Source organism: Zavarzinia sp. (genome assembly GCF_049306435.1).
Classification (GTDB): Bacteria; Pseudomonadota; Alphaproteobacteria; order Zavarziniales; family Zavarziniaceae; genus Zavarzinia.
Window position 1 is genome coordinate 1 of the sequence record NZ_JBAQRT010000204.1, and the last position, 15,162, is coordinate 15,162.

The following is a 15,162-nucleotide window of genomic DNA, read 5'->3' on the forward strand; positions in this document are numbered from 1 at the left end:
TCGCCGCCCCGGCCCTTCGGCAAGGCGGCCTGAACCGCGTCGACGATCTCGGCGGCGAGGTCCCCGCCCTCCTCCTCGGCGAGGCCGGCGAGGACGACATCGGGATCGGCCGCCAGCTTGCCCCTGGCGTCCAGCACCAGGGTGACGACGACATGGCCGGCGAAGCTGATCTTCCGCCGCGCGACCACGGCCGGATCGTCGACCTCCACCAGGATATCGCCATCGAGGGCGAGGCGGCCGGATTCGACGACGCCGATGAACTCGGGCTCGCCGGGAGCAAGGCGCAGCACATCGCCATTCTTGATGATCGGGGCGTGGCGAACCTGAAGCGTGCGGGCGAAGGCCGCATGTTCCACGAGGTGCCGCGCCTCGCCATGGACCGGCACCGAAATCTCGGGCCGCACCCAGGCATACATGGCGGCCAGTTCGTCCCTGTTGGGATGGCCCGAGACATGGATGAAGTTGCCCTTCTCGGTGATCACCCGCACCCCCGCCGTCGCCAGCTGGTTATGGGTCTCGCCGAGCGGGATCTCGTTGCCCGGAATGATCTTCGAGGAAAAGATCGCGGTATCGCCTCGGCCCAGCGCGATATGGCGATGCTCGCCCCGCGCGATGCGGGCCATGGCACCCCGGGGCTCGCCCTGGCTGCCGGTGCAGAGATAGAGCACCTTGTCCTTGGGCAGATAGCCGGCCTCGTCCTCGTCGAGGGTGGGCGGCAGATCGGTCAGATAGCCGGTTTCCTTGGCGGCCTCGACCACCCGGTGCATGGAGCGCCCGACCAGCACCAGATGGCGGTCGGCCGCCGCCGCGGCGACGCCGATCGAGGAAATCCGCGCGACATTGGAAGCGAAGGTGGTGACCGCGACCCGCCCGGTCAACGGCGCGATCATCTCGATCAGACTCTCCCGCACCGCGGCTTCCGAACCGGAGGTGCCGGGGGAGAACACATTCGTCGAATCGCAGATCATGGCGAGGATGCCGCTGCTGCCCAACTCCTCCAGCCGCTTGCGGTCGGCGGTCGGGCCGATCAGCGGCTCCGGGTCCAGCTTCCAGTCGCCGGTGTGCAGAATCGTGCCAAGGGCGGTTTCGATCGCGACGGCATTCGGCTCGGGGATCGAATGGGTCAGCGTGATCAATTCGCAGGCGAAGGGGCCGAGGGTGACCTTGCCGTTCATCGGCAGGATGTTCAGCTCGACCTCGCGCTCCAGCCCGACTTCCTGCAGCTTGCGGCGCACGAGGGCGGCCGTGAAGGGCGTCGCGTAGATGGGGCACTGCAGCCGGTCCCACAGATAGGGCACGGCGCCGATATGGTCCTCATGGGCGTGGGTGAGGACGATCGCGATCAGATCGTCCTTCCGGTCCTCGATGAAGGTCGGATCCGGCATGATCAGATCGATGCCGGGCATCCGGCTGTCGGCGAAGGTCATGCCGAGATCGAGCATCAGCCACTTGCCGGCGTGACCGTAGAGATTGAGGTTCATGCCAATCTCGCCCGAACCGCCGAGGGGCACGAACAGCAATTCGTCCGCCCGGGGCTTGCGGTTGAAATATCCCGGCTGGGTCTTGCCGCCCTTAGGTCTGGTCAAACACTCACTCCGACGACACCGGGCAGGAACACGTCCCCGGCGGTTATGGCGCGCGAGGCGCCGCTATCGAGCAGAAGGTCGAGGGCACCGTCCGGGCGCAATCCGGCGAAAACCCCTTCGATCGTCTCGTCTGACAGGCGAACGGTGATCCGCTCGCCAAGGCCGGCGGCCCGGCTGATCCAGGCCTCGCGGATGGGTGCGAAACCGTCCCGTTCCCAGACCGTGATCCAGTGGCCGAGACGGGTCAGGACTTCGTCGAGCGCGGTCTGAACCGCGACCCGGTGCCCGAGGGTAGCCTTTATGGAGGTCGCCGGATAGGGCGTGTTGTCGGGGAAATGAGCCAGATTGACCCCCGCCCCGATAACGAGGAATTCCAGCGCACCATCGCCGCCGGTCGCCGATTCCAGCAGGATGCCGGCGACCTTGGCCCCGTCGAGCAGCACGTCATTCGGCCATTTCAGCTGAAAGCGGAAGCCCTCGCCGGTCAGTTGGGCCAGGGCTTCGTGAAGCGCGACCGCCGTGGCGAAGGACAATTCCGCCGCCCGCGCGGGACCTGCCTTTGGTCGCAGCAGCAGGCTGAACATCAGGTTGCCGGGGGTGGATATCCAGGCCCGGCCACGACGGCCGCGCCCCGCGGTCTGGACATCGGCCTGCAGGGCAAGGTCACCTTCGTCACCGGCGGCGGCGCGGCGGCGTGCCTCCTCGTTCGTCGAGTCGATCTCGTCGAAATGGAGGACACGCCAGCCGGCGATCCCCGTTCTTTCCTGTCCTCCGACCGGCGTCACCATGCCGTCAGCGGACGAGGGTCTTGGCCGCCGCGCCGGCGACCGCGACCAGCGCCCCCGGAACGACGAAGTAGAGCACCGTCAGCGTGCCCGTCACCGTCACCACGATGCGCGAGGCGAGCGGGAGGGGCGTCTCCAGCTGGCCTTCGGGCGCGTCGAAATACATCACCTTCACGATGCGCAGATAGTAGAAGGCGGAGACGACGCTGGACAGCATACCGATGACCGACAGCGTGTAGAGCCCCTGCTCCATCGCCGCCAGGAAGACGTAGAATTTGGCGAAGAACCCCGCCAGCGGCGGAATGCCGGCGAGCGAGAACATGAAGCTGGCCATGACGAAGGCCAGCCACGGATGGGTGCGGCCGAGGCCGGCGAAATCGACGATGGTCTCGACCGGCTTGCCATCCTTCCGCATGACGAGCAGCACGCCGAAGGTGCCCAGCGTCATGACGAGATAGATCGTCATGTAGACGAGAACGCCGCGAATGCCCTGCTCGCCCCCGGCGGCAAGACCGACCAGGGCATAGCCGACATGGCCGATCGAGGAATAGGCCAGCAGGCGCTTCATGTTGGTCTGGCCGATCGCCGCGAAGGCGCCGAGCAGCATGGAAGCGATCGAGACGAAGATGATGATCTGCTGCCACTGGCCGACGATCTCCCCGAAGGGCGTCGTCAGCGCGCGCAGGAACAGCGCCATGGCCGCCACCTTGGGCGCCGCCGCGAAGAAGGCGGTGACCGGCGTCGGCGAACCTTCATAGACGTCCGGCGTCCACATGTGGAACGGCACGGCCGAGACCTTGAAGGCAAGGCCGGCAACGAGGAAGACGATACCGATGACAATGCCGATGCTGGCGCCATGGCCACCCAGCGTGGCGATGCCCTTGGCCAGATCGGTGAAATTGGTCGTGCCCGAGAAGCCATAGATCAGCGAGCAGCCGTAAAGCAGCATCCCCGACGACAGGGCGCCGAGGACGAAATATTTCAGACCGGCTTCGGTCGAACGGGCATCGTCGCGCATGAAGGCGGCGAGGACATAGAGCGCCAGCGATTGCAGCTCCAGCCCGACATAAAGCGTGATCAGGTCGTTGGCCGACACCATCAGCATCATGCCGGCGGTCGCCAGCAGGATGAGCACCGGGAACTCGAAACGATCGACCCCCGCGCGCTTGAGGAAATCGACCGACATCGGAATCGCCGCGAGGGCGCCGATCAGCACCAGCACCTTCATGAAGCGACCGAAACCATCGATCACCACCATGTCATGGAAGCCATGGACGGTTTCGGCCGAGCCGGCGCAGACGGTGAAATAGAGCGCCGCCAGGATCACCGCCATGGCGCCGATCCCGACAACACGGCTGCTGCCTTCGCCCCGATAGGCACCGACCAGCAGCAGGGCCAGGGCGCCGACCGCCAGGATCAGCTCGGGGATAATCAGCGCGAGATCCGCAGACAATGTCGACGTCATCAGTTGCCCGTCCCTTGGCCAGCCTCGGGCGCCGCATCGGCGGGTGCCGCCGGGGCGGCATTCGCCGCGATCTTGGCGCGGAATTGGGTGATCAGATTCTGCACCGAGGCATCGGTGGCAGTCGTGAAATAGGTCGGATAGATGCCGATCCACAGCGCGGTCAGCATCAGCGGCAGGAAGGTGCCGATCTCGCGCCAGTTCAGGTCCTTCATGTCCTTCAGGTCGGCATGGACCAGTTCCCCGAATATCACCCGCCGATAGAGCGACAGCGAATAGGCGGCACCGAGGATGAGGCCCGTCGCGGCGAGGAAGGCCGTCAGCGTGCTGGCCTTGAACGTGCCGGTGAGGATGAGGAATTCACCGACGAAGCCCGACGTGCCCGGCAGGCCGACCGTCGCCATGGTGAACAGCATGAAGACGAAGGCATAGACCGGCATCCGGCTCACGAGGCCGCCGTAACGGGCGATCTCGCGGGTATGCAGCCGGTCGTAGACGACGCCGACGCAAAGGAACAGCGCGCCCGAGACCACGCCGTGGCTGATCATCTGGATGACCGCGCCCTGCAGCCCCTGTTCGGTGAAGGTGAAGATGCCCATGGTGATGAAACCCATGTGCGCGATCGACGAATAGGCGATCAGCTTCTTCATGTCTTCCTGAACGAGGGCGACCAGCGACGTATAGATGATCGCGACCACCGACAGACCGAACATCAGCGGGGCAAAATAGAGCGAGGCATCCGGGAACAGCGGCAGCGAGAACCGGATGAAGCCATAGCCACCCATCTTCAGCATGACGCCGGCCAGGATGACCGAGCCCGCCGTCGGCGCCTCGACGTGGGCATCCGGCAGCCAGGTATGCACCGGCCACATCGGCACCTTCACCGCGAAGGACGCGAAGAAGGCCAGCCACAGCCAGTACTGCATCCCCACGGGGAAGTTGAACTGCATCAGCTCAACGACGTCGGTCGTGCCCGCTGTCAGGTAGATCGCGATGATCGCGAGCAGCATGAGCAGCGAGCCGAGCAGCGTGTAGAGGAAGAACTTGAAGGTCGCGTAGATCCGCCGCGGCCCGCCCCAGATGCCGATGATCAGGAACATCGGAATGAGGCCGGCCTCGAAGAACAGGTAGAACAACACGAGGTCGAGGGCGCAGAAGACACCAAGCATCAGTGTCTCGAGCACCAGGAAGGCGACCATGTATTCCCTCACCCGCGTGTGGATCACGTCCGAGGCGAGGATGCACAGGGGCATCAGGAAGGTGGTCAGGATGATGAAGAGGATCGAAATCCCGTCCACGCCCATGTGATAGGTGATGGTCTCGCCGATCCAGGCGTGTTTTTCCACGAACTGGAATTCGGCCGTGCCCTCCCGGAAGCCCGCCCACAGGATGAGCGAGACGAGGAAGGTCACGATCGTCGTGATCAGGGCGATCGAGCGGATGCTCCGCTCCGTCGCCTCGCCCTCACCCCGCGTGAGCAGAATGAGGAGCGCGCCGACGAGCGGCAGGAAGGTGACTACCGAGAGTATCGGCCACCCTTGGGCCAGGTCCGCGATCATGGCGTCACGCCCATCTTGTAGACATACCAGGAAACAAGCACCGCGACGCCGATCAGCATCGCGAAGGCATAGTGGTAGACGAAGCCCGACTGCAGCCGGACCGCCCGCCGAGCCACGTCGAGGACGCGGGCCGAGATGCCGTTGGGGCCGAGGCCGTCGATGATCGCGCCATCGCCGCCCTTCCAGAACAACCGGCCGAGCGCGCGGGCGCCGCCGACGAACACCAGGTTATAGAGTTCGTCGAAATACCACTTGTTCAGCAGGAAGGCGTAGGCCTCGCGGTGGGTCGCGGCCAGGGCCGCCGGCCACCTGGGCTTGGCGATATAGAAGACCCAGGCGACGAAGATGCCGAGCGCGGTCACCACCAGGGGCAGCAGCTTCACCCATTCCGGCACATGATGGGCGTGCTCGATCACCTTGTTGGCCTCGGAGACGAAGATCGACCCGCCCCAGAAGGCTTCGCGCCCTTCCCCGACGAAATCGTCGAAGAAGACATAACCGGCGAACATCGCACCGACCGCGAGAGCCAGCAGCGGGATGGTCATCACCCACGGGCTTTCGTGCGGGGTATGACCGTGGCCGTGGTCGTCATGGCCGTGATCACCATGGCCATGGCCGCCCCAGCGCTTCTCGCCGTGGAAGGTCATGAACAGCAGGCGCCACGAATAGAAGGCGGTGAAACCGGCGGCGATGATGCCGAGGGTGAAGGCGTAATTGCCGACCCCCGTATGGGCCGCATAGGCAACCTCGAGGATCATGTCCTTCGAGAAGAAGCCGGCGAAGGGTGGCACCCCCGCGAGCGCGAGGTTGCCGATCCACATCATCGCATAGGTCAGCTTGATGTATTTCCAGGTGCCGCCCATGTGGCGCATGTCCTGTTCGTGGTGCATCGCATGGATGACCGAACCGGCGCCGAGGAACAGCAGGGCCTTGAAGAAGGCGTGGGTGAAGAGATGGAACACCGACGCTTCATAGGCCCCGACACCCGCCGCGAAGAACATATAACCGAGCTGCGAGCAGGTCGAATAGGCGATCACGCGCTTGATGTCGTTCTGGACGAGACCGACCGTCGCCGCGAAGAAGGCCGTGGTCGCGCCGACCACCGTCACCACCTCGAGGGCGAAGGGCGCATGCTCGAACAGGGGCGAGCAGCGGGCGACGAGGAAGACGCCGGCGGTGACCATGGTCGCGGCATGGATGAGGGCGGAAACCGGGGTCGGCCCCTCCATCGCGTCCGGCAGCCAGGTGTGCAGGCCGAGCTGCGCCGACTTGCCCATGCAGCCGACGAACAGCAGCAGGCAGATCGTCGTCAGGATGTCGACGTCATAGCCGAGGAAGTTGAAGGTCTTGCCCGCTTCGCTGCCGGCCGCCGCGAAGACCGCGTCGAACGACAGATTGTTGAAAACGAGGAAGATCGCGAAAATGCCGAGGGCGAAGCCGAAGTCACCGACGCGGTTGACGACGAAGGCCTTGATCGCCGCCGCGTTGGCCGAGGGCTTCTTGTACCAGAAGCCGATCAGCAGATAGGAGGCGAGGCCGACGCCTTCCCAGCCGAAGAAGACCTGCACGAAATTATCGGCGGTCACCAGCATCAGCATGGCGAAGGTGAACAGCGACAGATAGGCGTGGAAGCGTGGAATATGCGGATCCTCGGCCATATAGCCGACGGAATAGATGTGCACCAGCGCCGAGACGCTGTTGACCACCACCAGCATGACGGCGGTCAGCGTGTCGACCCGCAGCGCCCAGTCCACCTCGAGCGCGCCCGAGAGGATCCAGGTCATCAGGTGCAGCTTCTGGACACCGCCCTCGTGGTCGGCGACCCCGAGGAAGACGATCCACGACAGCACGGCCGCGACGACCAGCAGGACCGAGGTGACGAGCTGCGCCCCACGCGCTCCGATCAGCCGCCCGAAGAAGCCGGCAATGACGGCCCCGAGCAGCGGCAGAAATACAATGGCCGCGATCATGCCGTCAGCCCTTCATGAGATTGATATCCTCAACCGCGATGGAGCCGCGGTTGCGGATATAGATGACGAGGATGGCAAGACCGATCGCCGCCTCGCCCGCGGCAACGGTCAGGATGATGAGCGCGAAGATCTGCCCCGCGAGATCGCCCAGGAAACTGGAGAAGGCGACCAGATTCAGGTTCACCGCCAGCAGCATGAGTTCGATCGACATCAGGATGATGATGACGTTCTTCCGGTTCAGGAAGATGCCGAAGACGCCGATCACGAAGAGGATCGCCGCCACGGTCAGATAATGGCCAAGCCCGATTTCCATGGCTCAGATCCCCTGCCCCGGCTGGACTTTCTTGACCTCGACCGCGGTCTTCATGGTGCGCGAGACCTGAGCCGAAATCACCTGGCGCTTCACGCCCGGACGATGCCGCAGCGTCAGCACGATGGCGCCGATCATGGCGACCAGCAGGATGAGGCCGGCGCCCTGGAACGGCAGCAGATACTGCGTGTACATGATCCGGCCGATCGCGTCGGTATTGGACACCGCCGCGATATCCGGCGCCCGCGCCGCCGCGAAGGCGCCGACATCCGGGATCATCGTCCACGAGCCGACGATCAGCAGCAATTCGACCAGCAGGATGAGGCCGATCAGCCCGCCTACCGGCAGATACTGCAGGAAGCCCTGCCGCAGTTCGGTGAAGTTCACGTCCAGCATCATGACGACGAAGAGGAACAGCACCGCGACCGCGCCGACATAGACGATGACGAGGATCATCGACAGGAACTCGGCGCCGAGCAGCAGGAACAGCCCGGCCGAATTGAAGAAGGCGAGGATCAGGAACAGCACGGAATGCACCGGGTTCCGCGACGAGATGACCATGACCGCCGAGCCGACGGTGATGGTCGCGAAGAGATAGAAGACGAGTGCGGAAATTGTCACGATCGCCCCCTCACCGATAGGGCGCGTCGGCGGCGATATTCGCCGCGATCTCGCGCTCCCACCGCTCGCCGTTCGCGAGCAGCTTGTCCTTGTTGTACATCAGCTCCTCGCGGGTTTCGGTCGCGAACTCGAAATTCGGCCCCTCGACGATGGCATCGACCGGGCAGGCTTCCTGGCAGAAGCCGCAGTAGATGCATTTCGTCATGTCGATGTCGTAGCGCGTGGTCCGGCGGCTGCCGTCGTCGCGTGGTTCGGCCTCGATGGTGATGGCCTGCGCCGGGCAGATCGCCTCGCACAGCTTGCAGGCGATGCAGCGTTCCTCGCCATTGGGATAACGGCGCAGCGCGTGCTCGCCCCGGAAGCGCGGGGACAGGCGGCCCTTTTCGTAGGGATAGTTGATCGTCGCCTTCTTCTTGAAGGAATAGCTGAAGGTCAGCAGCATTCCCTTGACCAGTTCGGTCAGCAGAAAGGCGCGGGCGGTACGGTCGAGAAATGCCATGTCAGCCCCTCCTCAGCCCTTGACCGGCAGCCAGCCGAAGCTGACCAGAACGCCGGCCGTGAGCACGAGCCAGAACAGCGAGAACGGCAGGAAGACCTTCCACCCGAGGCGCATCAGCTGATCGTAACGATAGCGCGGCACGGTCGCCTTCACCCAGCAGAAGGTGAAGAGGATGACGAAGGTCTTGGCGAAGAACCAGATCGGACCCGGGATCCAGTCGAGGAGGCCGAAGATCGAGATGGGCTGCCAGCCGCCGAGGAACAGCAGCGCGGTCATCGCGCTCATCAGGATCATGTTGCCGTATTCGCCGAGCATGAACAGCGCGAAGGCCATCGACGAATATTCGATCTGGAAACCGGCCACCAGTTCGGACTCCGCTTCCGGCAGATCGAACGGCGGGCGATTGGTTTCAGCCAGGGCCGAGATGAAGAAAACGATGAACATCGGGAACAGCGGAATCGCGAACCAGATGTGTTCCTGCGCCTTCACGATGTCGTTGAGGTTCAGCGAGCCGACGCAGAGCAGGACGGTGACGATGACGAAGCCGATCGAGACTTCGTAGGACACCATCTGCGCCGCCGAGCGAAGCCCGCCCAGGAAGGGATACTTCGAGTTCGACGCCCAGCCGCCCATGATGATGCCATAGACACCGAGCGACGAGATCGCGAAGAGATAGAGGATGCCGACATTGATGTCGGCGAGCACGACGCCGTCGCCGAAGGGAATGACCGCCCAGGCGATCAGCGCCAGGGTGAAGGTCAGCACCGGCGCGATCAGGAAGACGCCCTTGTTGGCGCCCGCCGGAATGATCGTTTCCTTGGTCAGCAGCTTCAGACCATCGGCGAAGGGCTGCAGCAGACCGAAGGGGCCGACCACGTTCGGCCCCCGGCGCAACTGCATCATCGCCCAGACCTTGCGGTCGAGCAGGGTCGTGAAGGCGACCGCGACGAGGAGCGGCACCACGATCGCGAAAATCTTCGCGAGGATGATCAGGAATTCGAGGAGCATTTCGCCCATTTCACCCGCCTCGACTACAGATCAAGCGCCGGTGGGGGCCAGATGCGGCGCGAGTTCGCGCCACACCAGGGCCGCCACGGCGACGATGGCCGCAAGAACGAGCGGCAGAAGCACGCCCACCACTTCGGCGGATATCGCGATCAGAGGAACGACCGCCTCCGCGAACAGATTAACCATGAGTGCCCGTCGCCCCGTGGCTGTGGCCGCAACCGCAAGCCGTTTCCTGTTTGACCGCGACGCATTCGGCCATGGTGGCCGAGGCGCGGGCGATCGGATTGGTGAGGTAGAAATTCTCGATCGCGTAACCGATCGCCGCCGGAGAGATTTCGCCATCGCTGCCGAAAGGCGCCCAAGCGGCGGGCGTCACCTCGTCGAGGGCGGCGAAATGCGGCACCTGCTCGACCAGCTTGGCCCGCAGCTGCGCGAGGCTGTCGTAGGGCAGCGTCTTGCCGACACGGTCCGAGAAGGCGCGCAGGATCGCCCAGTCCTCGCGGGCATCGCCCGGCGGGAACACGGCGCGCTTGGTGCGCTGAACCCGGCCCTCGGTATTCACATAGGTGCCCGACTTCTCGGTATAGGCGGCACCCGGCAGGATGACGTCGGCGACATGGGCGCCGGCATCGCCATGGCTGCCCTGATAGACGACGAAGGGCGCCTTCAGGTTGGTCATGTCGATCTCGTCGACGCCCAGCAGCCAGACGAAATCCGCCTTGCCCGCCTCGACGTCCCCAACCGACAGGCCACCCTCGCCCGGCACGAAGCCGAGATCGAGCGCGCCGACGCGCGATGCCGCGGTATGCAGCACGTTGAAGCCGTTCCAGCCGTCCTTCACGACGCCGGTCGCTTCCGCGAGCTTATGCGCGAGGCCGAGGATCACCGCCCCGTCCTCGCGGGACAGCGCGCCCTGGCCGACGATGATGGCCGGCTTCTGCGCGCCCTTCAGCACCTCGGCGAAGCCCTGGCCGGCGACCAGCGCCGCGAGGACATCCGCCCCCTCGCCCAGGAATTCGGCGCGATAGGTCAGGTCGACCTTGGGGCCGATGGCCGCGACCTTGAAGCCACCCTTCAGCCAGCGCTTGCGGATACGGGCGTTCAGCACCGCGGCTTCCGCCGACGGGTCGCTGCCGATCAGCAGCAGGGCATCCGCCTCCTCGATCCCGGCGATGCCGGAATTGAACAGGTAGGAGGCCCGCACCGAGGCCTCGAGCTTCGCCCCGTCGATCCGGCAGTCGGTCGAGGTCGAGCCGATCGCCGTCATCAGGTCCTTCAACGCCTTGATCGATTCAGCATCGGCAAGATCGCCGGCCAGCGCCGCGACCTTGGACGCCGGGGTCGAGGACAGCGCCGCGCCGATGGCGGCGAAGGCTTCGTCCCAGCTCGCCGGCTGCAGCTTGCCATTGACCCGGACATAGGGCCGGTCGAGACGGCGCTTGGCGAGACCGTCGACGGCGAAGCGGGTCTTGTCCGAGATCCATTCCTCGTTCACGTCGTCGTTCAGCCGCGGCAGGATGCGCAGCACGCCAGCGCCGCGGGCATCGACCCGGATCGCCGAGCCGAGCGCGTCATGCACGTCGATGCTTTCGGTCTTCTTCAGCTCCCACGGACGGGCGGCGAAGGCATAGGGCTTGGAGGTCAGGGCGCCGACCGGGCACAGGTCGATGACATTGCCCGACAGATTGGAGGTCACCGCCTGGTTGAGATAGGTGGTGATTTCCATGGTCTCGCCGCGACCGATGGCGCCGATTTCCTCGACACCGGCCACTTCCGTCGCGAAGCGCACGCAGCGGGTGCACTGGATGCAGCGGGTCATGGTCGTCTTGATCAGCGGGCCCATGTATTTCTCGGACACGGCCCGCTTGTTTTCCTGGTAACGGCTCTGGTCGAAACCATAGGCCATCGCCTGGTCCTGCAGGTCGCATTCGCCGCCCTGATCGCAGATCGGGCAATCCAGCGGATGGTTGATCAGCAGGAATTCCATCACGCCCCGGCGCGCCTTGCGCACCAGCGGGGTGTTGGTCCTGATCACCATGTTGTCGGCCGCCGGCATGGCGCAGGAGGCGATGGGCTTCGGCGCCTTTTCCTGCTCGACGAGGCACATGCGGCAATTGCCGGCGATCGACAGGCGCTCGTGATAGCAGAAGCGCGGAATCTCGACGCCGGCCGCTTCGCAGGCCTGCAGCACGTTGGCGCCGGCCGGGACTTCGACGGTCTTGCCGTCAACGGTCAATATGGGCATCGGATCACCTCACTCCGCGGCCACGGCCCGGGACGTGGTCCTGGCCTTGTAGTCCGCGATACGCTGTTCGACCACCGGACGGAAATGCCGGAACAGGCCCTGAATCGGCCAGGCCGCCGCATCGCCGAGGGCACAGATGGTATGGCCTTCGATCTGGGTCGTGACCTCGAGGAGAGTATCGATTTCCTCGATCTCGGCCTTGCCCTGGACCATGCGTTCCATGACGCGCCACATCCAGCCCGTGCCCTCGCGGCAGGGCGTGCACTGGCCGCAGGATTCGTGCTTGTAGAACTTGGCCAGACGGGCGATCGCCTTGATCAGGTCGGTCGACTTGTCCATCACGATCACCGCCGCCGTGCCGAGGCCGGAGCGCTGGGCGCGCAGACTGTCGAAGTCCATCAGGACCTCGTCGCAGATCGCCTTGGGCAGCATCGGCACCGACGAGCCGCCGGGGATCACCGCCAGCAGATTGTCCCAGCCGCCGCGCACGCCGCCGCAATGCTTCTCGATGAGGTCCTTGAGCGGAATGCCCATTTCCTCTTCGACATTGCAGGGCTTGTTCACATGGCCCGAGATGCAGAAGACCTTGGTACCCGTGTTGTTCGGCCGGCCGAGGCCGGCGAACCAGGCACCGCCCCGGCGCAGGATGGTCGGGGCGACGGCGATGGATTCGACATTGTTCACGGTCGTCGGGCAACCCCAGACGCCGACGCCGGCCGGGAACGGCGGCTTCAGGCGCGGCTGGCCCTTCTTGCCCTCGAGGCTCTGGATCAGCGCCGTCTCTTCGCCGCAGATATAGGCGCCGGCGCCATGGTGCACGAAGACGTCGAAGTCGTAGCCCGACCCCGCGGCGTTCTTGCCGATCAGCCCGGCTTCATAGGCCTGGTCGACGGCGGCCTGCAACCGGCGGCGTTCCTGGATGAATTCACCGCGAATGTAGATATAGGCCGCGACGGCGCGCATGGCGAAGCCGGCGATCAGGCAACCTTCGATCAGCTTCTGCGGATCGTGACGGATGATGTCGCGGTCCTTGCAAGTGCCGGGCTCGGATTCGTCGGCATTGACGACGAGGTAGCTCGGGCGGCCGTCCGACTGCTTGGGCATGAAGGACCACTTCATGCCGGTCGGGAAGCCGGCGCCGCCACGGCCGCGCAAGCCCGAGGCCTTCATCTCGTTGATGATCCAGTCCGGCCCCTTGGCGATGATCGCCGCCGTGCCGTCCCAGTCGCCGCGCATCTGGGCCGCCGGCAGGCTCCAGTCCTCGAAGCCGTAGAGGTTGGTGAAAATGCGATCCTTGTCCTGAAGCATCGCGTCACTCCCCTGCCGCTTTGAAGGTGGTCAGCGTGGTCGGCCCGCCCTCGGGGCAGGACGTCTGGCGATCGATCTGCGGGCCGGTCTTCGGCGTCTCGCCCCGTGCCAGCGCATCGAGCACCTTGAGCGTCGTTTCCGCCGTCAGGTCTTCGTAGAAATCGTCGTTGACCTGCATCATCGGCGCGTTCACGCAGGCGCCCAGGCATTCCGCTTCCATCAGGCTGAAGGTGCCATCCGGCGTCGTCTGGTTGATGTCGATGCCCAGCCGCGACTTGCAGGCCGCCAGCACCGCGTCCGAGCCGCGCAGCCAGCACGGCGTCGTGGTGCAGACCTGCACCAGATGCTTTCCGACCGGCGCCATGTTGAACATCGTGTAGAACGACGCCACTTCATAGACACGGATCACGGCCATGCCCAGCAGGCCGGCCAGATATTCCATGGCCGCGCGCGGCAGCCAGCCGCCGCTTTGGCGCTGCGCGATGTCGAGCAGCGGCACGATGGCGCTCTGCTGCCGGCCAGCCGGATAGCGCGCGATGATCTTGTCTGCCCATGCCTTGTTCTCGGCCGAGAACTCGAAACTGGCGGGCTGTTCGAACGGGCCCGCGGGCGCTACGCCATGGCTCAACGGTCGACCTCCCCGAACACGATATCCTGACTGCCGATGATCGCCGGCGCATCCGCCAGCATGTGACCCTTGGCCATGAAATCCATGGCCTGCAGATGAGCGAAAGCCGGGGCGCGGATCTTGCACCGGTAAGGCTTGTTGCTGCCGTCCGAGACGAGATAGACGGCGAATTCGCCCTTGGGCGCCTCGACCGCCGCATAAGCCTCGCCCGCCGGAACGTGGAAGCCTTCGGTATAGAGCTTGAAGTGATGGATCAGGGCTTCCATCGAACGCTTCATGTCGCCGCGCTTCGGCGGGGCGATCTTGCCGTCCTCGGTCATCACTGGGCCTTTCGGCATCTGCTGGATGGCCTGGCGGATGATCTTCAGCGACTCGCGCATTTCATAGAAGCGCAGGACGAAACGGTCGTAGCAGTCGCCGTGGCGGCCGACCGGAACGTCGAACTCCATCTTGTCGTAGACTTCGTAAGGCTGCGCCTTGCGCAGATCCCAGGCAACGCCCGAGCCGCGCAGCATCGGCCCGGTGAAGCCCCAGGCGATCGCATCCTCGGCCGAGACGACGCCGATATCGACGTTGCGCTGCTTGAAGATGCGATTCTCGACGATCAGATTCTCGAGATCGTCCAGCACCTTGGGGAAGCTCTCGGTCCAGGCCATGATGTCTTCGGCGAGGCCCGCCGGCATGTCCTGGTGGACACCGCCGACGCGGAAATAGGCCGCGTGCAGGCGCGCGCCGCAGACCCGCTCGTAGAAACACATCAGCTTCTCGCGCTCCTCGAAGCCCCAGAGGATCGGGGTGAGCGCGCCGACGTCCATGCCGTGGGACATCGTGTTCATCAGGTGGTTGGTGATGCGGCCGATTTCACACCACAGCACGCGCATGTATTGCGCCCGCTCCGGGATGGTACAGCCGATCAGCTTTTCGGCGGCGAGAACGAAGGCATGTTCCTGATTCATCGGGCAGACATAGTCCAGCCGATCGAAATAGGGCACCGCCTGCATGTAGGTCTTGTGCTCGATCAGCTTCTCGGTGCCGCGATGAAGCAGGCCGACGTGCGGATCGCAGCGCTCGATCATCTCGCCGTCGAGTTCCATGACGAGACGCAGAACGCCGTGGGCCGCCGGATGCTGCGGCCCGAAATTCAGGCTGTAGGTTTTGATGTCGACTTCGGCCATCTGGAC

14 protein-coding genes are annotated in these 15,162 nt (G+C 64.8%); all 14 read right to left on the bottom strand.

Translation table 11 applies throughout. The annotated features are described in order from the left end of the window. The coding region (locus WAZ62_RS11340; protein WP_422643635.1) for a ribonuclease J at nucleotides 1-1,586 on the bottom strand (1,586 nt) is incomplete at its 3' end. Then, a complete protein-coding gene (locus WAZ62_RS11345) occupies nucleotides 1,583-2,374 on the bottom strand; it encodes a biotin--[acetyl-CoA-carboxylase] ligase (protein ID WP_422643636.1) in 792 nt (263 codons plus the stop codon). The genes WAZ62_RS11345 and WAZ62_RS11340, both read right to left, overlap by 4 nt. A 4-nt stretch (nucleotides 2,375-2,378) precedes the next feature. After that, nucleotides 2,379-3,836, bottom strand: a complete 1,458-nt coding sequence (gene nuoN, locus WAZ62_RS11350; protein ID WP_422643637.1) for an NADH-quinone oxidoreductase subunit NuoN — start codon at nucleotides 3,834-3,836, stop codon at nucleotides 2,379-2,381. Beyond that, entirely contained in the window at nucleotides 3,836-5,392 is a 1,557-nt protein-coding gene (locus WAZ62_RS11355) for an NADH-quinone oxidoreductase subunit M (RefSeq protein WP_422643638.1), read from the bottom strand. Before WAZ62_RS11355 ends, nuoN begins: the two co-directional genes overlap by 1 nt. Next, on the bottom strand, nucleotides 5,389-7,362 hold the full coding sequence (gene nuoL, locus WAZ62_RS11360) for an NADH-quinone oxidoreductase subunit L (RefSeq protein ID WP_422643639.1): 1,974 nt from the start codon (nucleotides 7,360-7,362) through the stop codon (nucleotides 5,389-5,391). Before nuoL ends, WAZ62_RS11355 begins: the two co-directional genes overlap by 4 nt. Before the next feature lie 4 nt (nucleotides 7,363-7,366). Then, a complete protein-coding gene (nuoK, locus tag WAZ62_RS11365; RefSeq protein WP_422643640.1) occupies nucleotides 7,367-7,675 on the bottom strand; it encodes an NADH-quinone oxidoreductase subunit NuoK in 309 nt (102 codons plus the stop codon). A 3-nt stretch (nucleotides 7,676-7,678) separates the two neighbouring features. Beyond that, nucleotides 7,679-8,293, bottom strand: a complete 615-nt coding sequence (locus WAZ62_RS11370) for an NADH-quinone oxidoreductase subunit J (protein ID WP_422643641.1) — start codon at nucleotides 8,291-8,293, stop codon at nucleotides 7,679-7,681. A 10-nt stretch (nucleotides 8,294-8,303) separates the two neighbouring features. Continuing rightward, entirely contained in the window at nucleotides 8,304-8,792 is a 489-nt protein-coding gene (gene nuoI, locus WAZ62_RS11375) for an NADH-quinone oxidoreductase subunit NuoI (protein ID WP_109919886.1), read from the bottom strand. 12 nt (nucleotides 8,793-8,804) lie between these two features. Then, nucleotides 8,805-9,809 carry an NADH-quinone oxidoreductase subunit NuoH gene (gene nuoH, locus WAZ62_RS11380; protein ID WP_422643642.1) on the bottom strand — a complete coding sequence of 335 codons (1,005 nt, stop codon included), beginning with the start codon at nucleotides 9,807-9,809 and terminating at the stop codon, nucleotides 8,805-8,807. A gap of 21 nt (nucleotides 9,810-9,830) precedes the next feature. Beyond that, entirely contained in the window at nucleotides 9,831-9,986 is a 156-nt protein-coding gene (locus WAZ62_RS11385; protein WP_422643643.1) for a hypothetical protein, read from the bottom strand. Beyond that, nucleotides 9,979-12,045 carry an NADH-quinone oxidoreductase subunit NuoG gene (gene nuoG / locus WAZ62_RS11390; RefSeq protein ID WP_422643644.1) on the bottom strand — a complete coding sequence of 689 codons (2,067 nt, stop codon included), beginning with the start codon at nucleotides 12,043-12,045 and terminating at the stop codon, nucleotides 9,979-9,981. Before nuoG ends, WAZ62_RS11385 begins: the two co-directional genes overlap by 8 nt. Before the next feature lie 9 nt (nucleotides 12,046-12,054). Continuing rightward, a complete protein-coding gene (gene nuoF / locus WAZ62_RS11395; RefSeq protein ID WP_422643645.1) occupies nucleotides 12,055-13,353 on the bottom strand; it encodes an NADH-quinone oxidoreductase subunit NuoF in 1,299 nt (432 codons plus the stop codon). Between the two features lie 4 nt (nucleotides 13,354-13,357). Next, on the bottom strand, nucleotides 13,358-13,981 hold the full coding sequence (gene nuoE / locus WAZ62_RS11400) for an NADH-quinone oxidoreductase subunit NuoE (RefSeq protein ID WP_422643646.1): 624 nt from the start codon (nucleotides 13,979-13,981) through the stop codon (nucleotides 13,358-13,360). Then, nucleotides 13,978-15,156: an NADH-quinone oxidoreductase subunit D gene (locus WAZ62_RS11405; RefSeq protein WP_422643647.1), complete on the bottom strand. Its 1,179-nt coding sequence runs from the start codon at nucleotides 15,154-15,156 to the stop codon at nucleotides 13,978-13,980. Before WAZ62_RS11405 ends, nuoE begins: the two co-directional genes overlap by 4 nt. Nucleotides 15,157-15,162: the final 6 nt, after the last annotated feature.